The organism is Pseudomonas sp. NFACC42-2, assembly GCF_900116055.1.
GTDB classification, from domain to species: domain Bacteria; phylum Pseudomonadota; class Gammaproteobacteria; order Pseudomonadales; family Pseudomonadaceae; genus Aquipseudomonas; species Aquipseudomonas marginalis.
The window spans coordinates 77,004-95,084 of sequence record NZ_FOZO01000022.1 but is presented as its reverse complement, the minus strand read 5'-3'; the positions used below and the strand labels follow the sequence as shown (position 1 = coordinate 95,084).

Annotated in this window: 17 protein-coding genes; 5 read left to right on the top strand and 12 right to left on the bottom strand. The window is 60.7% G+C overall.

Going from position 1 to position 18,081, the window contains the following annotated elements; genetic code table 11:
• Window positions 1–429: 429 nt before the first annotated feature.
• Both recJ and BM416_RS26220 read right to left on the bottom strand, forming a co-directional pair.
• Window positions 430–2,139, bottom strand: a complete 1,710-nt coding sequence (gene recJ / locus BM416_RS26225; protein WP_092489937.1) for a single-stranded-DNA-specific exonuclease RecJ — start codon at window positions 2,137–2,139, stop codon at window positions 430–432.
• A 96-nt stretch (window positions 2,140–2,235) separates the two neighbouring features.
• Complete coding sequence (locus tag BM416_RS26220; protein WP_027605467.1) at window positions 2,236–2,778, bottom strand: YaeQ family protein; 543 nt, start codon at window positions 2,776–2,778, stop codon at window positions 2,236–2,238.
• 148 nt (window positions 2,779–2,926) lie between these two features.
• On the opposite strand from BM416_RS26220, the gene BM416_RS26215 reads away from it, so the two are divergent.
• Together BM416_RS26215 and BM416_RS26210 are read left to right on the top strand one after the other, a co-directional pair.
• Window positions 2,927–4,126, top strand: a complete 1,200-nt coding sequence (locus BM416_RS26215; protein ID WP_092489936.1) for a CaiB/BaiF CoA transferase family protein — start codon at window positions 2,927–2,929, stop codon at window positions 4,124–4,126.
• A complete protein-coding gene (locus BM416_RS26210) occupies window positions 4,126–5,010 on the top strand; it encodes a TIGR02285 family protein (RefSeq protein ID WP_092489935.1) in 885 nt (294 codons plus the stop codon). Before BM416_RS26215 ends, BM416_RS26210 begins: the two co-directional genes overlap by 1 nt.
• Window positions 5,011–5,180: 170 nt before the next feature.
• Here BM416_RS26210 and BM416_RS26205 read toward each other — a convergent pair whose 3' ends face one another.
• From BM416_RS26205 to ffh, 10 genes are all read right to left on the bottom strand, one after another.
• Window positions 5,181–5,465 (bottom strand): DUF3509 domain-containing protein, encoded by a 285-nt coding sequence (locus BM416_RS26205; RefSeq protein WP_027605464.1) that lies wholly within the window; start codon window positions 5,463–5,465, stop codon window positions 5,181–5,183.
• A gap of 293 nt (window positions 5,466–5,758) precedes the next feature.
• A complete protein-coding gene (gene thrC, locus BM416_RS26200) occupies window positions 5,759–7,168 on the bottom strand; it encodes a threonine synthase (RefSeq protein WP_027605462.1) in 1,410 nt (469 codons plus the stop codon).
• Between the two features lie 67 nt (window positions 7,169–7,235).
• Complete coding sequence (locus tag BM416_RS26195; RefSeq protein WP_065939217.1) at window positions 7,236–8,540, bottom strand: homoserine dehydrogenase; 1,305 nt, start codon at window positions 8,538–8,540, stop codon at window positions 7,236–7,238.
• Between the two features lie 129 nt (window positions 8,541–8,669).
• Entirely contained in the window at window positions 8,670–9,401 is a 732-nt protein-coding gene (locus BM416_RS26190; RefSeq protein ID WP_027605460.1) for a thioredoxin fold domain-containing protein, read from the bottom strand.
• 142 nt (window positions 9,402–9,543) lie between these two features.
• Complete coding sequence (gene xerD, locus BM416_RS26185) at window positions 9,544–10,440, bottom strand: site-specific tyrosine recombinase XerD (RefSeq protein ID WP_092489934.1); 897 nt, start codon at window positions 10,438–10,440, stop codon at window positions 9,544–9,546.
• 112 nt (window positions 10,441–10,552) lie between these two features.
• Entirely contained in the window at window positions 10,553–10,903 is a 351-nt protein-coding gene (gene rplS / locus BM416_RS26180) for a 50S ribosomal protein L19 (protein WP_003175895.1), read from the bottom strand.
• A gap of 45 nt (window positions 10,904–10,948) precedes the next feature.
• On the bottom strand, window positions 10,949–11,722 hold the full coding sequence (gene trmD, locus BM416_RS26175; protein WP_175539101.1) for a tRNA (guanosine(37)-N1)-methyltransferase TrmD: 774 nt from the start codon (window positions 11,720–11,722) through the stop codon (window positions 10,949–10,951).
• Window positions 11,704–12,240, bottom strand: a complete 537-nt coding sequence (rimM, locus tag BM416_RS26170; RefSeq protein WP_027605457.1) for a ribosome maturation factor RimM — start codon at window positions 12,238–12,240, stop codon at window positions 11,704–11,706. The genes trmD and rimM overlap by 19 nt, the downstream gene beginning before the upstream one ends.
• A 5-nt stretch (window positions 12,241–12,245) precedes the next feature.
• Window positions 12,246–12,497, bottom strand: a complete 252-nt coding sequence (rpsP, locus tag BM416_RS26165; RefSeq protein WP_003238923.1) for a 30S ribosomal protein S16 — start codon at window positions 12,495–12,497, stop codon at window positions 12,246–12,248.
• A gap of 250 nt (window positions 12,498–12,747) precedes the next feature.
• Complete coding sequence (gene ffh, locus BM416_RS26160) at window positions 12,748–14,124, bottom strand: signal recognition particle protein (RefSeq protein WP_003175900.1); 1,377 nt, start codon at window positions 14,122–14,124, stop codon at window positions 12,748–12,750.
• A 234-nt stretch (window positions 14,125–14,358) separates the two neighbouring features.
• Between ffh and BM416_RS26155 the strand changes: the two genes are divergently transcribed.
• From BM416_RS26155 to BM416_RS26140, 3 genes are all read left to right on the top strand, one after another.
• Entirely contained in the window at window positions 14,359–15,171 is an 813-nt protein-coding gene (locus BM416_RS26155; protein ID WP_065939219.1) for a cytochrome C assembly family protein, read from the top strand.
• A 12-nt stretch (window positions 15,172–15,183) separates the two neighbouring features.
• Window positions 15,184–16,422 carry a transporter associated domain-containing protein gene (locus BM416_RS26150; protein WP_092489933.1) on the top strand — a complete coding sequence of 413 codons (1,239 nt, stop codon included), beginning with the start codon at window positions 15,184–15,186 and terminating at the stop codon, window positions 16,420–16,422.
• 288 nt (window positions 16,423–16,710) lie between these two features.
• Window positions 16,711–18,021, top strand: a complete 1,311-nt coding sequence (locus tag BM416_RS26140) for an MFS transporter (protein ID WP_092489932.1) — start codon at window positions 16,711–16,713, stop codon at window positions 18,019–18,021.
• Window positions 18,022–18,081 lie beyond the last annotated feature (60 nt).

The following is an 18,081-nucleotide window of genomic DNA, read 5'->3' as shown; positions in this document are numbered from 1 at the left end:
AGCGTTTGAGTGCTGTTCGATTATTGGGGATGGCTTGTGTGGTTTGCAGATCGGCACGATAGACGAGCACCTCAGCCTTGGCCACATCAACACCCACGACCGTTTGCGAAGTAAGGATTGTCATGACGAATCCTCGGAGCTAGGGTTTAAGAGCTTGTTGGGGTCTACCGGTGCGCTGACTTGTCTCTATCGTCGGTCTTGCCGATGAATTCCTTATTGGCGCTTTTGGGTAGAAGGGGTGGGACGAAGTCTCCCACGGTCTGTACTGGTTAGAGTCAGAATCGGGCTTTTAGTCCCACCCACCCCTTCAAGTCTAAACATACAAGGGGGCTTGCCCCCGATAGCGGCAGGTCAGTCACAGCATTGTTGACTGACACTCAGCTATCGGGGCAAGCCCCCTCCCACAGTTTTTTGCGGCGTGGGTAAGATCTAGCGCGGTTCGATGTGGGCAATCATCAGTTGCACGGTTTCATTGCCACGAAACTCGTTCACATCCAACTTGTAGGCCAACTCCACCCAACGCACGGTCGGGTTCGGCCAGACTTCACGGTCGACGCCGAAGGCAATGCCATCGAGCTTCACCGACCCGCATTCGCTCTTGAGCACCACTTTCAGGTGCCGCTCCCCTACCACCCGCTGCTCCACCAGCTGGAACACGCCATGGAACAACGGCTCGGGAAAGTGCTGGCCCCACGGCCCGGCGTGGCGCAGTGCGCGCGCCAGCTCCAGGTGAAACTCTTCCACCGCCAGGGTGCCGTCGGACAGCAGGCGCCCGGTGAGGTCTTCTTCGCGCAGCTGCCGACGCACTTCGGCGTCAAAGGCCTCGGCAAACAGTGGGAAATTTTCCTCGGGCAAGGTCAGCCCCGCCGCCATGGCGTGGCCGCCGTATTTGGCGATCAGGTTGGGATGCTGGCTCGCGACCACCGCCAGGGCATCGCGGATGTGAAAGCCCTGCACAGAGCGTCCAGAGCCCTTCAGCAGCCCGTCACCGGCATCGGCGAAGGCGATGGTCGGGCGGAAGTACCGCTCCTTCATGCGCGACGCAAGAATGCCGATCACGCCTTGGTGCCAATCCGGATCAAACAGGCACAAGCCGTAGGGCATTGAGTCCACCGGCAAGTCCTTGAGCTGAGCCAGGGCTTCGCGCTGCATGCCCTGCTCGATGGATTTGCGGTCCTGGTTCATGCCGTCCAGTTGTGCGGCCATTTCCCGTGCGGCGGCGAAATCAGTGGTGAGCAGGCATTCGATGCCCAGGCTCATATCGTCCAGGCGCCCGGCGGCGTTCAAGCGTGGCCCGAGGATAAAGCCGAGGTCGGTGGAGGTGATGCGCGCCGCATCCCGCTTGGCCACTTCGAGGATCGCCTTGATCCCCGGCCGTGCGCGACCGGCACGAATACGCTCCAGGCCCTGATGCACGAGGATGCGGTTATTGGCGTCCAGGGGCACCACGTCGGCGACGCTGCCCAGGGCGACCAGGTCGAGCAGCTCGCCAATGTTGGGTTGAGGCTTGTTTTCATACCAGCCCAAACTGCGCAAACGCGCGCGCAGGGCCATCAGTACATAGAAGATCACGCCCACGCCGGCCAGGGCCTTGCTCGGGAACTCACAGCCCGGCTGGTTCGGGTTGACGATGGCATCCGCCGCCGGCAGCTCATCACCAGGCAAGTGGTGATCGGTCACCAATACCTGCAACCCCGCCGCTTTCGCCGCCGCCACGCCTTCGACACTGGAGATGCCATTGTCCACGGTGATCAGCAACTGCGGCTCGCGCTGCAGGGCCACCGCGACGATTTCCGGGGTCAGGCCATAGCCGTATTCGAAGCGGTTGGGCACCAGGTAATCGACATGGGCCGCACCGAGCAAACGCAGGCCCAGGGTGCCTACGGTGCTGGCGGTGGCGCCATCGGCGTCGAAGTCACCGACGATGAGGATGCGCTGGCGCTGCTCCAATGCCGTCACCAGCAAGTCCACCGCCGCGTCGATGCCCTTGAGCTGCTGATAGGGAATCAACCGCGCCAGGCTCTTGTCCAGCTCGGCCTCGGACTGCACGCCACGAGCGGCGTAGAGACGGGTCAACAGCGGTGGCAATTCACCCAGGAAGGGCAAGACGGCGGGCAACGGGCGGGGATCGATACGCATGGGTGACGGGAGTTTCTCTTGAATACAACGGTTAAACGACAACTCTGAAGGCAACACAGATCAAATGTGGGAGGGGGCTTGCCCCCTCCCACATTTTCAACCGCGTTCGCCGACCAGCCATTGCAGTTGCACTTCGTGCTGGCCACGGTCGTCGGTGACGAAGATCGTGCCTTCACTGATCATCACGTCCCACTTGATCACGCGGGGCATGTCCTTGGCCAGAACCTCCAGAATCTCCTGGGGCACTGCTGCGATGTGGACATTCTTCAGGGTGTTCGCCACCGGCACCACTTTGCCCTCCCAAACACGCAAGCTGCCGTATGCCAGCAGGCTGGTGCGCTCAGTGCGACGCGAGCACCAGGTCAGGCGGTCGGCATCCGGCTGGCCAACTTCGATCCAATGCAAAACCCGATCATCCAGGCTTTTTTCCCACAGGGCTGGCTCGTCTACATCTGACAGGCCACGGCCGAACGCCAACTGTTCGTTGTAAAAAAGGGCGTAGGCCAGCAGACGCACGGTCATGCGTTCTTCAGTTTCCGAGGGGTGGCGAGCGATGGTCTGCTTGACGCTCTCGTACACCGAACGGTCGAGGTCGGTGAGGTTGAGTTCGAATTTGTAGGTCGTGGACGGCTGGGCCATGAACGGGCTTCTAGAGACAGGGAAAGGCGGCCAGTCTAACCGATGGCGAGGTCATTCAACGAATCCTGCGCTGCATCATCCTTATCTCTGGGTTGCTCGCCTATGTTAAAAGGCTTCACATCACCGTTCTGCGCAGACAAGGATCCCCATGTCGTTTAATGCCAAACCGCTTGCCGGCCTGAAAGTCATCGAACTCGGCACCCTGATCGCCGGGCCCTTCGCCTCACGCATTTGTGCTGAATTCGGCGCCGAGGTGGTCAAGGTCGAATCCCCGGACGGCGGCGACCCGTTGCGCAAATGGCGCAAGCTGTATGAAGGCACCTCGTTGTGGTGGTTTGTGCAGGCGCGCAACAAAAAGTCCCTGACGTTGAACCTCAAGCACCCGGACGGGCTGGCGATTCTCAAGCAACTGCTGGCAGACGCCGACATCCTGATCGAAAATTTCCGTCCCGGCGTACTGGAGAAGCTTGGCCTGAGCTGGGAAACCCTGCATGGGCTGAACCCGAAACTGGTGATGGTGCGCCTCTCGGGTTTTGGCCAGACCGGGCCGATGAAAGACCTGCCCGGGTTTGGTGCAGTGGGCGAGTCCATGGGCGGGCTGCGCTATATCACCGGTTTCGAAGATCGCCCGCCGGTGCGCACGGGAATCTCCATTGGCGACTCCATCGCCGCGCTGTGGGCGGTCATCGGTGCCTTGATGGCGCTGCGTCATCGCGAGGTTAATGGCGGTGTGGGCCAGGTGGTGGATGTGGCGCTGTATGAAGCCATCTTCGCCATGATGGAAAGCATGATCCCCGAGTTCGACGTATTCGGGTTTATTCGCGAACGCACCGGCAACATCATGCCCGGCATCACGCCGTCATCGATCCACACCAGCGCGGACGGCAAGCACGTACAGATCGGTGCCAACGGCGATGCCATCTTCAAACGTTTCATGAGCGCCATCGGCCGTGACGACCTGGCGAACGATCCGCAACTGGCCAGCAATGACGGGCGCGATAGCCGTCGCGATGAACTCTATGGCGTGATTGATCGCTGGGTGAACTCGCTGCCGCTGGAGCAGGTGGTGGAGCAACTCAACAAGGCCGAAGTGCCCGCCAGCCGGATCTACAGCGCCGAGGACATGCTGGGCGACCCGCAATTCCTTGCACGCGAGATGTTCCTCAAGGCCCGGCTTCCCGGCGGCAAGGACTTCAAGATGCCGGGCATCGTGCCCAAGCTGTCGGACACACCGGGCAGTTGCGAATGGGTGGGGCCGCAACTGGGTGAACACAACGGCGTGGTGCTGGGCGAGTTGGGATACGACGCCGCCGCCATTGTCCGCCTGCGTGAGCAAGGCGCCATCTGATGTCCCACGGTTGCAAACACTGGGTCATTGCGCTGTACCTGGCCGTAATGCTGGCCGGCGGCTGGCCCGTGCCGGCGAGTGCCGAGGGCACGTTGATCTGGTTGCTGCGCGACTTGCCGCCGCTGACCATCTTCGAAGGGCCAGGCAAGGGCCAGGGCGCCCTGGACCAGTTGCTGCCGATACTGATCGGACACTTGCCGGAGTATCGCCACCAGGTAATGCACGTCAATCGCGCGCGCGGCATGCAGATGCTGCGCGAGCCCACGCTCACCTGCGATCCATCCTTGCTGTGGACGGCCGAGCGGGCCAGGTACATCGTATTTTCCAGGCAGGCGTTTGTGGTCGCCAGTAATGGCATCACGATCCGACGCAACCAGCAGGACGCCTTGGCGGCGTTTATCGTAGACGGCCAGTTCGACCTGCAGGCCTTCTTCGACGCCCATGAGGCAAGGGTCGGCGCGATCGCGGAACGCAGCTACGGCGCCGTTATCGATGAACGGCTGAAACAGGCCGACACACACAAACTGACACTGCACTACGGCAACGATGCCCTTGGCAGCTTGCTGCAGATGCAGCGCCTGGGGCGGCTGGAGGCGGTGCTGGGTTATTGGCCGGAAATCCGCTACCACGCGATGCAACAGGGGATCGCTGCCGAAGACCTCAGCTTCTACCCCATCAAGGGCACAGCACCTTACCAACGCACGCATATCGGCTGCTCGGATACACCTGAGGGGCGCGAGGCCATGGAACGGATCAACCAGGTTCTGCCCAGCCTCCCGCTGGCACAAGTACAACAGTCCTATGCCGCCTGGCTGGACCCTGTCATGCGTGAACATTACCTGCGAGACAACCCGAGCTTTTTCCAGGACTCGCCAGCGCCGTGACAAATCCCAGGCAAAAAGAAACCCCGAAGAGTGGGGAGACACTTCGGGGTTAAACGTGGCCTACAAAGACCAGTACAACAAGGCACAAACACCGGAGCACAATGTTTGCTCTTGCTGTTACGAAATCTGACCGGCCATGACGTGGGAAGTTTCCATCTATAAACAATTCTTCATGCAACGGCAGCGCTGCGGGTCTGGGCGGCGTTGCGCAAGGCCGCGATGACCGAGGGCTCCAGACGTCCTTCAGCGATCTTGAGGTCGCGCAGCAGGCAATCCACCACATCCACCAATAGGCGCTTATCGAGCAATTGCGCCCGGTCGACTTCACGCTCGACCATGATCGCACCGGCGGGGTTCTTCACGGTTACCAGGCACTCGTCCTGCACACCTGCGGTGGTCAATGTCACCTGATAAGGGCTCAGTGCTTCTTCGAGCAATAGGCTGATACTTTCCATCTCGATCACCACTCAATAGTTCGCAAACATTCTTGTAAACGGGAGCTGCATCTATCCTAAGTGACTGGTTGTGACGTAGGAAAGTTCGCTTTTTCGTTTATGCGGGGTTGTCGGGGGATGACGTTTCCAGCATGCACTTGCAACATGACAGGCAAAAAACGGCGGCACATAAATGCTTACGCAATGGGCCGCTGTTTTGGGGCTTGCCGGGCGCTGAGGCAGGGCCTGCCAGAAACAAAAAACGCCGCTGACCCAAGGAAGGGAAAGCGGCGTTTTTGTCTTCGTGACTTGCCTTACAAAGGCTTGCCACGGTTGCCATGCTGGCTGACAAACGCCTGCATCGCCTTCAAGTCATTCGGCAGCACCGTGCAACGCTCTTCACGCTCGAACAGGTCGGTCAGATGCACCGGCAGTTCCAGCGCCTTGCCGACACCCGCCTTCTCCACCGCTTCCGGGAATTTCACTGGATGGGCGGTGCCGAGGATCACCATCGGGATATCCAGGCTGCGGCGGCATTCGCGGGCGGCCTTGACCCCAATGGCGGTGTGCGGGTCGAGCAGCTCGCCGGTCTGGGCGTAGACCTCGGCGATGGTTTCGCAGGTCTGCGCGTCGTCCACGGCCAGGGAGTCGAACAGCTTGCGGGTTTCGGTCCAGCGCTCTTCATCAACGCTGAAACCGCCGCCGCTCTTGAAGGTGTCCATCAAGCCGGCGATGGCTGCGCCGTTGCGACCGTGCATGTCGAACAGCAAGCGTTCGAAGTTCGACGACACCATGATGTCCATGGACGGCGACAAGGTGGCGTGCAGGGTTTCCTTGACGTATTGGTTGCCGCTCATGAAGCGGTGCAGGATGTCGTTACGGTTGGTGGCGACGATCAACTGGTTGATCGGCAGCCCCATGTTACGGGCCAGGTAGCCGGCGAAGATGTCGCCGAAATTGCCGGTCGGCACCGAGAAGGACACCGAGCGCGCCGGGCCACCCAACTGCAGCGAGGCGTGGAAGTAGTAGACGATCTGGGCCATGATCCGCGCCCAGTTGATCGAGTTCACCGCCACCAGGCGTGTGCCTTTGAGGAAGCCCTGGTCGGCGAAGCTGTTCTTGACCATTTCCTGGCAGTCGTCGAAGTTGCCTTCGATGGCGATGTTATGGATGTTCTCGCCGAAGATGGTGGTCATCTGGCGGCGCTGTACTTCCGAGACACGCTTGTGCGGGTGCAGGATGAAGATGTCGACGTTTTCGCAGTGCTTGCAGCCTTCGATGGCGGCCGAACCGGTATCACCGGAGGTGGCGCCGATGATCACCACGCGCTCGCCGCGCTTCTCCAGCACGTAGTCCAGCAGGCGACCCAGCAGTTGCAGGGCGAAGTCCTTGAACGCCAGGGTCGGGCCATGGAACAGCTCGAGCACCCATTCGTTGCCGTTGAGCTGGCGCAGAGGCGCGATGGCGCTGTGGGAAAACACGCCGTAGGTCTCTTCCAGAATCTTTTTGAAATCCGCATCGGGGATGCTGCCGGTGACGAACGGGCGCATCACCCGGAACGCCAGCTCGTGGTACGGCAGGCCGGCCCACGAAGCGATTTCTTCCTGGGTAAAGCGTGGCAGGTTTTCCGGCACGTACAGGCCGCCGTCAGTGGCAAGGCCTGCCAGCAAGACGTCTTCGAAATTCAAGGCCGGTGCCTGGCCGCGGGTGCTGATGTAACGCATGACTGGCTCCTCTAAAACATTCTCGAACAGAGGCCGCCGCACACACGGGGCCTCTGGAACAGATCGGTTAGTTCAGGTGTTCGACGCGAATCCGCACCACCGGGCCCACGACGCCTTGCAAGGCTTCCAGCGCGGTGATGGCATCGTTGATGTGCTGCTCGAGCACCCGGTGGGTCAGCAGGATCATCGGCACCTGGCCGTTCTGCTCCTCGACTTCCTTCTGCATGATCGACTCGATATTGATACCGCGCTCCGACAGGATGCTGGCCACCTGGGCCAACACGCCCGGGTGATCCTTGGCCTGGATGCGCAGGTAGTAGGCGCTTTCGCAGGCCTCGATCGGCAGGATCGGGTGGGCCGACAGCGAATCCGGCTGGAAAGCCAGGTGCGGCACGCGGTTTTCCGGGTCGCTGGTCATGGCGCGCACCACGTCCACCAGGTCGGCGATCACCGACGAAGCGGTCGGCTCCATGCCGGCACCGGCGCCGTAGAACAGCGTGGAACCAGCGGCATCACCGTTGACCATCACGGCGTTCATCACGCCATTGACGTTGGCGATCAGGCGATCGGCCGGGATCAGCGTCGGGTGCACACGCAACTCGATACCCGCCGGGGTGCTACGCGCGACACCGAGGTGCTTGATGCGGTAGCCCAGGGCTTCGGCGTAGTTCACGTCGGCAGTGGTCAGCCGGGTGATGCCTTCGGTGTAGGCCTTGTCGAACTGCAGCGGGATACCAAAGGCGATGGACGCCAGGATGGTCAGCTTGTGCGCCGCGTCGATGCCTTCCACGTCGAATGTCGGGTCGGCTTCGGCGTACCCCAGGGCCTGGGCTTCGGCCAGTACGTCTTCGAAGGTACGGCCCTTCTCGCGCATTTCGGTGAGGATGAAGTTACCGGTGCCGTTGATGATGCCGGCCACCCAGTTGATGCGGTTGGCGGACAGGCCTTCACGGATCGCCTTGATCACCGGGATACCACCGGCAACCGCGGCTTCGAATGCCACGATCACGCCTTTCTCGCGGGCCTTGGCGAAGATCTCGTTGCCGTGTACGGCGATCAGCGCCTTGTTGGCCGTGACCACGTGCTTGCCGTTTTCGATCGCCTTGAGCACCAGCTCGCGGGCCACGGTGTAACCGCCCACCAGCTCGATGACGATATCGATTTCAGGGTTGGTGGCCACGGCGAAGACATCGTTGGTAATCGCAATACCGGTCGTTTGGAACTGAGGCTTTGGCGAACGCGTGGCAATTTGCGCCACTTCAATCCCACGCCCTGCACGGCGGGAAATTTCTTCAGCATTACGCTGAAGTACGTTGAAGGTGCCGCCACCGACGGTCCCTAACCCACAGATGCCTACTTTGACCGGTTTCACTGAAGAACTCCCCATGAAACGGCCGACGCTAGGTCGGCCGTGAAAAACAGCCGCACAACTGCGGCTTTCAATTAATGGCCCGTCGACTTATCCACGGGCCATGATCGTCAAAGGTTCGACGATGCTGGTTTATTTGGCACCCAGCGCCAGTTTGGCAACTTGTGGGGCCGGCTGGTAGCCCGGAATCACCTGGCCGTCAGCCAAAACGATGGCCGGTGTACCGTTGACGCCGATGGACTGGCCCAGGGCAAATTGCTTCGACACCGGGTTGGCGCACTTAGCGGCCTTGATTTCCTTGCCATCGACCATCTTGTCCATGGCCGCTTTCTTGTCGGCCGAGCACCATACGGCCTGCAACTGCTCGTCGCCCGGCGAACCCAGGCCCTGGCGCGGGAACGCTACGTAGCGGACTTCCACCCCCAGCTTGTTCAGCGCAGGCACTTCGGCATGCAACTTGTGGCAGTACGGGCAGGTTGTGTCAGTGAACACGGTGATATGGGTCTTGGTCTCGCCGATGGCCGGGTAAACCACGGTTTCAGCCACCGGGATGCCGTTGATCAGCTTGGACACGCCCAGGCGCTCGGCTTTCTCGGTCAGGTTGACCGGCTTGCCGTCCTTGAGCTGGAACAGGTAGCCCTGGACGATGTACTGACCGTCTGCACTGGCGTACAGCACGCGGCTGCCCTTGAGCTTGACTTCATACAGGCCGGCCATCGGGCTGGCGCTGATGCTTTCGATCGGGGTATCGAGCTGCAGGTTGGCCAGGCTCTTGCGGATGGTCTGCTCGGCCGCGTCATCGGCGACGGCAAAGGTGGAAACCAACGCAATGGCTGCGGCGGCAATAATCTGGGTCAAGCGCATGGAAACTCCTGAAGGCAGATGCAGGGACGGGTGCAGGCGCGCCAATACGGAAACACGGGTGCGGGCGGTCCCCTTTGCTAACCGGCAAAGCCTACCACAGTTGGGCCGCAGGGCAGCCCGTGGCGGCATAAATTGGCGCTTTTCAGCCTCGCGGGTGGTGCTTGGCATGCATATCCTGCAAGCGCGCACGCGCCACATGGGTGTAGATCTGGGTGGTGGATAAGTCGCTGTGCCCGAGCAGCATTTGCACCACGCGCAAATCCGCACCGTGGTTGAGCAAATGGGTGGCGAATGCATGGCGCAAAGTGTGGGGCGACAGGCTCTTGCCGATCCCCGCGACCTTGGCCTGGTGTTTGATGCGATGCCAGAACGTCTGGCGGGTCATCTGTTCGCCGCGTTGGCTGGGAAACAGCACATCGCTGGGCCGCCCGCCAAGCAGCTCGCTGCGGGCATCGCGCATGTAGCGCTCGACCCACACAATCGCTTCCTCCCCCATCGGCACCAGCCGCTCCTTGCTGCCCTTGCCCATTACCCGCAGCACACCCTGGCGCAGATTGACTTGCTCCAGGGTCAGGCTGATCAGCTCCGTGACCCGCAGGCCACAGGCATACAACACTTCCAGCATGGCGCGGTCACGCTGGCCGATGGCTTCGCTGAGGTCGGGCGCAGCGAGCAAGGCCTCGACGTCGGCTTCCGACAGGGATTTGGGTAAAGGCCTACCCAGTTGCGGCATATCGATTTGCAGGGTCGGATCGAGGGCGATCAGTTTTTCCCTCAGCAAATAACGATAAAACCCACGTACACCGGAGAGAAATCGTGCGGTGGAACGGGGTTTGTAGTTCTGCTCCAGGCGCCAGGCCAGGTGATCGAGGATCAGCTCGCGGCCGGCATTGATCAGTTCCAGGTGTTTTTCCTGCAACCAGCCGTTGAACAGCGCCAGGTCGCTGCGGTAGGCCTGGCGGGTGTTATCTGACAGGCCTTTTTCCAGCCATAGGGCATCGAGGAAACGGTCGATCAAAGGGTGGTCGATGGCAGGCATAGGGACTCGAACAGAAAAGTGGCGGAATCAGGTAGATCCTATCCCGGACCTCAAATCGCGGGCACAAAAAAGCAGCCCGTAGGCTGCTTTTTTCTGCATCGGGAAGCTGGACTTAAGCCAGTTTTTCCTTGATGCGAGCTGCTTTACCGGACAGGTCACGCAGGTAGTACAGCTTGGCTTTACGTACGTCACCGCGACGCTTGACGGCCATGCTGTCGATTTGCGGGCTGTAGGTCTGGAAAGTACGCTCTACGCCAACACCGTTGGAGATTTTACGAACAGTGAAAGCACTGTTCACACCACGGTTACGCTTGGCGATTACCACGCCTTCGAACGCTTGCAGACGCGAACGGTCGCCTTCCTTCACTTTCACCTGAACGACAATGGTGTCGCCCGGGGCAAAGGTAGGGATCTCTTTGGTCATCTGCTCTGCTTCGAGTGCAAGGATGATTTTGTTAGTCATGCTGTGCTCCTAAGGTAAGTCAATGGACCTACCATCGATACGTTGTTAACTATCGTCCCGCGCGAGGATGTATTCCTCGAGCAGCTTCTTCTCTTCTCCAGAAAGCGAGCGGCTTTCCAGAAGATCGGCGCGTCGTTCATAGGTCCGACCAAGGGACTGCTGTAAACGCCAACGCCGGATGTGTGCGTGATTGCCACTTAGCAATACGTCGGGAACACGCTGATCCGCATACACCTCCGGTCGGGTGTAGTGCGGGCAATCCAGCAAACCGTCCGTGAAGGAATCTTCCTCCGCGGAGTCCGCATGCCCTAAAGCTCCAGGCAGCAGTCGTGTAACCGCATCTATCAGGACCATCGCCGGCAGCTCGCCGCCAGACAGGACATAGTCCCCAATCGACCACTCTTCATCGACATGAGCTTCAATAAACCGCTCGTCAATGCCTTCATAGCGACCGGCAATCAGGATCAGTGCTTCCTCATTCGCCAGTTCGCGGACCCCAGCCTGCTTCAGCTGACGGCCTTGAGGGGACAGGTAAATTACCTTCGCCTTCTCCCCGGCGACTGCCTTGGCCTGAACCAACGCATCTTCCAGGGGCTTGATCTTCATCACCATGCCCGGGCCACCGCCAAATGGGCGATCGTCCACAGTGTGATGTCGATCCGTCGTGTAGTCTCGCGGGTTCCAACAGGTGAGCTGCAACAGCCCCTGTTTCACCGCCCGACTGGTGATGCCGTACTCGCTGATGGCGGAGAACATCTCGGGAAACAAACTGATCACTTCAATGCGCAAATTAGCCACGCTTAGAAGTCCGCGTCCCATTCCACCTTCATCTCGCCCGCCGCCAGGTCGACAGCCAACACGCATTGCTCGGTATACGGCAACAGGCGTTCGCGATCATCCAGGCTGCCAGCGCAAGGCTTGACCACCATTACATCATTGGCGCCGGTTTCCAGAAGATGATCGATTTTCCCGAACAATTGCCCGAGTTGATCAATAACCTTCAGACCTTCCAGCTGGTACCAGTAGTACTCGCCGTCGGTCAATTCAGGGAACAGGTTGCGCGGCACGCAGATCTCATAACCGGCCAGAAGACGAGCTTCTTCACGATCATCAAGACCCTTGAGCTTCGCGACCAGGAACTTATCGCTCCCGCGTCCACTGACCAGCTCGACCTGTTTCACACTACCTTCGCGCTTGAGCGTCCAGGTCTTGTACTGCAACAGGTTTTCAGTCGGATCAGTAAAGGAATACACCTTCACTTCGCCGCGAACGCCATGAACAGAATAAATCTTGCCGATAACGATCAAATCATCAGCAACAGTTGGCGTCGCGTTCATATTGCTCAGGCTGCGGCCTTAGCCGAGTCCTTCAACAACTTGGCAACACGCTCAGACGGTTGTGCACCAACGCTCAGCCAGTAGGCTACGCGCTCTTGGTTCACGGACAGGCGGACTTCTTGACCACGAGCGATCGGGTTGAAGAAACCTACTTGTTCCTTGTGAGAGCCGTCACGTGGGTTGCGGCTGTCAGTTACGGTCAAGTGGTAAAACGGGCGCTTTTTGGAGCCGCCAAGGGCAAGACGGATTGTTAGCATGTGAACATCGTTCCTGTAGTCGGTGCTGCAAATCTAAATGCACAGCGGGCATAGGTGCCCGAAAGGCCGCATATTCTAAGGAATATCCGGACTTTTGCAAATGTCTTTTTCTGGCGCCTATCAGCGTGCCATTCAGATCTGCTAGAGAGCCGTCGGTTAAAACGGCAGGTCAGCCCCCGCCAACGGCGGGTTTGCTGGAGATCCCACATCCCTGTGGGTCGGAGCAGGAGTGAACTCCCGCTCGAATACTTTACATTTTCGGCATGCCGCCGCCGGGCAACATACCGCCCATGCCGCGCATCATCTTGGCCATTCCGCCCTTGGCGGAGAATTTCTTCATCATCTTCTGCATCTGCTTGTGCTGCTTGATCAAGCGCCCGATGTCCTGCACCTGGGTGCCGGAACCCATGGCGATCCGACGCTTGCGCGAACCGCTGATCAGCTCAGGGTCGCGGCGCTCGGCCGGGGTCATGGAGTTGATGATGGCTTCCATCTGCTTGAATTGCTTCTCTGCCGCGCCCTGGGCATTGCCCATTTGCGCCAGGTTCACGCCGCCGATGTTCGGCAGCTTGTCCATCAGGCCGCCGAGGCCGCCCATGTTCTTCATTTGTTGCAGCTGGTCGCGGAAGTCTTCGAGGTCGAAGCCCTTGCCCTTCTTCAACTTTTTAGCAAGCTTATCGGCTTTGTCCTTGTCGAGCGTCGCTTCGGCCTGTTCGATCAGGCTGAGCACGTCACCCATGCCGAGGATACGCGAGGCGATACGCTCAGGGTGGAACGGCTCGAGCGCTTCGCTCTTCTCGCCCATACCGATGAACTTGATCGGCTTGCCGGTGATTGCACGTACCGACAGTGCGGCACCGCCTCGGGCGTCGCCGTCGACCTTGGTGAGGATCACGCCGGTCAGCGGCAGCGCATCACCAAAGGCCTTGGCGGTATTGGCCGCATCCTGGCCGGTCATGGCGTCGACCACGAACAGCGTCTCGACCGGGTTGATCGCGGCATGCAGCGCCTTGATCTCGCCCATCATCTCTTCATCGATGTGCAGGCGACCGGCGGTATCGACGATGACCACGTCGATGAACTTGAGCCTTGCTTCTTTAATAGCAGCGTTGGCGATGTCGACCGGCTTCTGGCTCAGGTCGGACGGGAAGAAGGTCACGCCCACTTCGCCCGCGAGCATTTCCAGCTGCTTGATGGCCGCCGGACGGTACACGTCGGCCGATACCACCATCACGGACTTCTTCTTGCGCTCTTTAAGGAAGCGCGCCAGCTTGCCGGCGGTGGTGGTCTTGCCCGCACCTTGCAGACCGGCCATCAGCACGACGGCCGGTGGCACGGCACTGAGGTTCAAATCTTCGTTGGCCGCGCCCATCAGGCTTTCGAGCTCGGCCTGGACGATCTTCACAAAGGCCTGGCCCGGGGTCAGGCTGCGGGACACTTCAGTGCCGACCGCGCGCTCCTTGACCGAGTTGACGAAGTCCTTGACCACAGGCAAGGCGACGTCGGCTTCCAGCAACGCCATGCGCACTTCACGCAGGGTGTCTTTAATATTGTCCTCGGTCAGCTTGGCCTTGCCGGTTACATGGCGCAGCGTCTGCGAGAGACGGTCAGTCAGGTTTTCAAACATGCGCGATCCTTTCAGGCCCTATTCATCGAAATGCATTGGTAGACCGAGGTAATGGCGGCCCAGGCTGTGGTAAATCGCTATTAAACACAGCGCTCGGCGAGCCTGCGGCGTGGGCAGGTCGCGGATTATAGCGAAGACTGCGCCCATGCACACCCGCTGTCTGGCCCTGGAGTCTTTCGTGGAACGCAGGTGTATGCCAAACTCAGCACCTTTCGGGCTTGCCTATCAGGATTTATGCTCCCCTTGTCACCCAGTTTGCTACCCAGCCTCGCCGCCGCCATCTTGTATGCCGCTGCGACCCTCTATCAGGGCTCTCGTCTGGCCCAAGGCGCCAAGGCGGACAAACGCCTGCTGGTCGGCCTGGGCGTCCTCGCCCTGCTGGCCCATGCCGCGAGCCTGTTCACCCACCTGATGACGCCGGTTGGCCTGGGCCTGGACTTCTTCAGCGCCGCCAGCCTGATCGCCGCGGCGGTGATTGCGCTGACGCTGATGGCCTGTTATCGGATTCCTGTCGAGAACCTGCTGGTCCTGCTCTTCCCATTGGGCGTGCTGACGGTGCTGCTCGCGCAGTTCGCCCCCACCGGTACGGTGCAGGTGATCGATGAGGAGCCAGGCATCCTCGCCCATATCCTGCTGTCGATCCTGGCCTACGGCATGTTCACCATCGCGGTGTTCCAGGCCTTGCTCCTGCTGTTGCAGGACCACCAGCTCAAGCACAAGCACCCTTCCGGGCTGATCAAGAACTTCCCGCCGCTGCAAACCATGGAAAGCCTGCTGTTCGGTTTCCTGTGGGCCGGCTGGACGCTGCTGTCGCTGTCGCTGATTTCCGGTTGGCTGTTCGTCGAAAACCTGTTTGCCCAGCACCTGGTGCACAAGACCCTGCTGGCGTGCCTGGCCTGGGTGGTGTTCAGCGTATTGCTGTGGGGCCGCAACCGCCTTGGCTGGCGCGGGCACAAGGCGATTCGCTGGACCCTGGCCGGTTTCTGCCTGCTGATGCTGGCCTATTTCGGCAGCAAGCTGGTTCGCGAATACATCCTGCATATCTGACGGGCAGCCAAAATGGACAACTTGCCCCTGGGGCCGATGCTCGCGGTAATCGCCCTGCTGGTGTTATGGGCGGCGCTGTTTACCGCCATCGAAGCCGCACAACAACACCTGCTGGCCCTGCGCCCCGGTACACGCCAGGGCGACAAGGCTGCCGCCCGCCTGAGCTTCCCGCGCCACAGCCTGATCCTGTGCAACAGCCTGTGCCGTGCGGCCGTGGTCATCCTCTGCACCCTGCTGGCGATTTATGCCTGGGCACAAAACGGCCCGTGGCTCGGCTGGCTGATCTCCTGCGCCGTCCTGCTGATCCTGGCCGACTACCTGCCCCGCGCCCTGGCAACCCGTCATCCGCACGCGGTGCTGGGCTTTGGCAACACATTGCTGGGCGTGCCGTTGAAAATCCTCTACCCCGCCGCCTGGCTGCTCAATGGCATCAGCCTGTTGCTGCTGCGCCCATTTGCCCGAAAGGCCGGCGTGGTGAAAAACAGCGACGAGCCACAGCCCGACCACGGCGATGAACCGGAGCCCGAGGCCGACGACCGCCGCACCCCAGGCATGCCGGGCATCCACGCCCTGGACAACATCACCGTCAATGACATCCTGGTGCCCCGCAGCGAAGTGGACGGTATCAACCTGGATGACTCGATCGAAGAAATCATCGAGCAACTGCGCACCTCCCCGCGCACTCGCCTGCCGGTGTTCCACAGTGACATCAACCAGGTCGAAGCCGTACTGAACACCCGGCTGATCCAGCACCTGCTGCCGGACGCCAGCCTGACCAAGGAAGCCTTGCTCGAGGCTTCCTACGAGCCCTACTTCGTCCCGGAAAGCACACCCCTGCAACTGCAATTGCTGAACTTCCACAAGCAGCAGCGGCGCCTGGGCATGGTGGTGGATGAATACGGCGAAGTCCTGGGTATCGTCACCCTGGAAGATATTCTCGAAGAAATCGTCGGCGAATTCGAAAACGAGCAAAGTGCGGACAACCCGCATATCGAAGCGCAGCCCGATGGCCGCTATATCATCGACGGCGCCGCGTCGATTCGCGAATTGAACAAGAGCCTGGGCTGGCACCTGCCCAGCGACGGCCCCAAGACCCTCAACGGCCTGGTCACCGAGGCCCTGGAAACCATTCCGGATTGCGCGGTGTGCCTGAAGATCGGCCGCTACCGCCTGGAAATCCTCGAGACCGAGGACAACCGCGTCAGCAAGGTGCTGATCTGGCATACCAGCCACATGCCTGTGGCCGCATAGCTTCCTGATAATCCCGTGTGGGAAGGGGCAAGCCTCCTCCCACATTTTGATTTGCAGCACGTCAGTCACTTGTTGTAACTCCAAACCCCTTCCTATAATCCCTGCGGCTTACCCAAGCCCCCGCCCGACCGCGTGCTACCCGCACTCAGCGTGTCCAGGCACCGCTTTACCATGTCCGACCGGTGTTCGCTCCCATCCCGAGCCGCCCCGCGCACAACCCTGATCCAAGGGTGTTCGACCCAATAATAATCCGCGTCCAAACGCGCAATGACCGTCAGGGATACCGCCATGAGCACCACCTATAACGAGGCCGCGACCGCCGCCCCGACCAACTCGACCGCACGTGTCGCCACCGCGAGCATCGTCGGCACCGCCATCGAGTTCTACGACTTCTATATCTATGCCACGGCTGCCGCGCTGGTGATCGGGCCGGTGTTCTTTCCGCAGACTTCCGGTACCGCGCAGATGCTGGCGTCGTTCCTGACCTTCGGTATCGCCTTTATCGCCCGCCCGCTGGGCTCGGCGCTGTTCGGCCACTTCGGCGACCGCATCGGCCGCAAGTCGACCCTGGTGGCCTCGCTGCTGCTGATGGGCGTGTGCACCACGCTGATCGGCTTGCTGCCCGGCTATGACAGCATCGGTGCCTGGGCTCCCATCCTGTTGTGCGTGCTGCGCTTCGGCCAGGGGCTGGGGCTTGGCGGGGAATGGGGCGGTGCAGCGTTGCTGGCCACCGAGAACGCGCCGAAAGGCAAGCGCGCCTGGTTCGGCATGTTCCCGCAACTGGGCCCATCGATCGGATTCCTGGCAGCCAACGGTTTGTTCCTGATCCTGGCGATGAGCCTGAACGACGAGCAGTTCCGCAGTTGGGGCTGGCGCATCCCGTTCATCCTCAGCGCAGCCTTGGTGATGGTCGGCCTGTATGCGCGCCTGAAGCTGCATGAAACCCCGGTGTTCGCCAATGCCGTGGCGAAGGAAGCCCCGGTGAAAGTGCCGCTGGTGGAGCTGTTCAGCCAGCATTGGTTGCCGGTCCTGCTGGGCGCCGCGTCGATGGTGGTGTGCTACGCGCTGTTCTACATCACCACGGCCTTTTCCCTGAGCTACGGCGTGTCGACCCTGGGCTACAGCCGCGAGACGTTCCTGGGGTTGCTGTGCTTTGCAGTGCTGTTCATGGGCCTGGCCACACCGTTGGCGGCCTTGGCCAGTGATCGCTACGGGCGTAAGCCGGTGCTGATCGTCGGCGCGATCCTGGCGATTCTGTCGGGCTTCACCATGGAGCCATTGCTGACCCACGGCTCTACCTGGGCCGTGGCACTGTTTTTGGCCCTGGAGCTGTTCCTGATGGGGGTGACCTTCGCGCCGATGGGTGCGCTGTTGCCGGAACTGTTCCCGACCCGCGTGCGTTATACCGGGGCTTCGGCGGCGTATAACCTGGGTGGGATCGTGGGTGCTTCGGCCGCACCGTTCTTCGCGACCAAGCTGGTGGCGATGGGTGGGCTGAGTTATGTCGGTGGGTATGTGTCGGCGGCGGCGTTGCTCAGCTTGATTGCGGTGCTGTGCCTGAAAGAGACGCGGGATAACGATTTGAACAGGGTTGCCTGATAAACAGCGATCGGGGGCAAGCCCCCTCCCACATTCGAGTGTGGGAAGGGGCTTGCCCCC

What these genes read in the sequence shown, in the direction of transcription:
- trmD (WP_175539101.1), bottom strand. Translation starts at nt 11,722, where the DNA reads ATGGGACGCGGACTTCTAAGCGTGGCTAATTTGCGCATTGAAGTGATC.
- BM416_RS26215 (WP_092489936.1), top strand. Translation starts at nt 2,927, where the DNA reads ATGTCGTTTAATGCCAAACCGCTTGCCGGCCTGAAAGTCATCGAACTC.
- thrC (WP_027605462.1), bottom strand. Translation starts at nt 7,168, where the DNA reads ATGCGTTACATCAGCACCCGCGGCCAGGCACCGGCCTTGAATTTCGAA.
- BM416_RS26140 (WP_092489932.1), top strand. Translation starts at nt 16,711, where the DNA reads ATGAGCACCACCTATAACGAGGCCGCGACCGCCGCCCCGACCAACTCG.
- rimM (WP_027605457.1), bottom strand. Translation starts at nt 12,240, where the DNA reads ATGAACGCGACGCCAACTGTTGCTGATGATTTGATCGTTATCGGCAAG.
- recJ (WP_092489937.1), bottom strand. Translation starts at nt 2,139, where the DNA reads ATGCGTATCGATCCCCGCCCGTTGCCCGCCGTCTTGCCCTTCCTGGGT.
- ffh (WP_003175900.1), bottom strand. Translation starts at nt 14,124, where the DNA reads ATGTTTGAAAACCTGACTGACCGTCTCTCGCAGACGCTGCGCCATGTA.
- BM416_RS26210 (WP_092489935.1), top strand. Translation starts at nt 4,126, where the DNA reads ATGTCCCACGGTTGCAAACACTGGGTCATTGCGCTGTACCTGGCCGTA.
- BM416_RS26190 (WP_027605460.1), bottom strand. Translation starts at nt 9,401, where the DNA reads ATGCGCTTGACCCAGATTATTGCCGCCGCAGCCATTGCGTTGGTTTCC.
- rpsP (WP_003238923.1), bottom strand. Translation starts at nt 12,497, where the DNA reads ATGCTAACAATCCGTCTTGCCCTTGGCGGCTCCAAAAAGCGCCCGTTT.
- BM416_RS26205 (WP_027605464.1), bottom strand. Translation starts at nt 5,465, where the DNA reads ATGGAAAGTATCAGCCTATTGCTCGAAGAAGCACTGAGCCCTTATCAG.
- BM416_RS26155 (WP_065939219.1), top strand. Translation starts at nt 14,359, where the DNA reads ATGCTCCCCTTGTCACCCAGTTTGCTACCCAGCCTCGCCGCCGCCATC.
- rplS (WP_003175895.1), bottom strand. Translation starts at nt 10,903, where the DNA reads ATGACTAACAAAATCATCCTTGCACTCGAAGCAGAGCAGATGACCAAA.
- xerD (WP_092489934.1), bottom strand. Translation starts at nt 10,440, where the DNA reads ATGCCTGCCATCGACCACCCTTTGATCGACCGTTTCCTCGATGCCCTA.
- BM416_RS26150 (WP_092489933.1), top strand. Translation starts at nt 15,184, where the DNA reads ATGGACAACTTGCCCCTGGGGCCGATGCTCGCGGTAATCGCCCTGCTG.
- BM416_RS26220 (WP_027605467.1), bottom strand. Translation starts at nt 2,778, where the DNA reads ATGGCCCAGCCGTCCACGACCTACAAATTCGAACTCAACCTCACCGAC.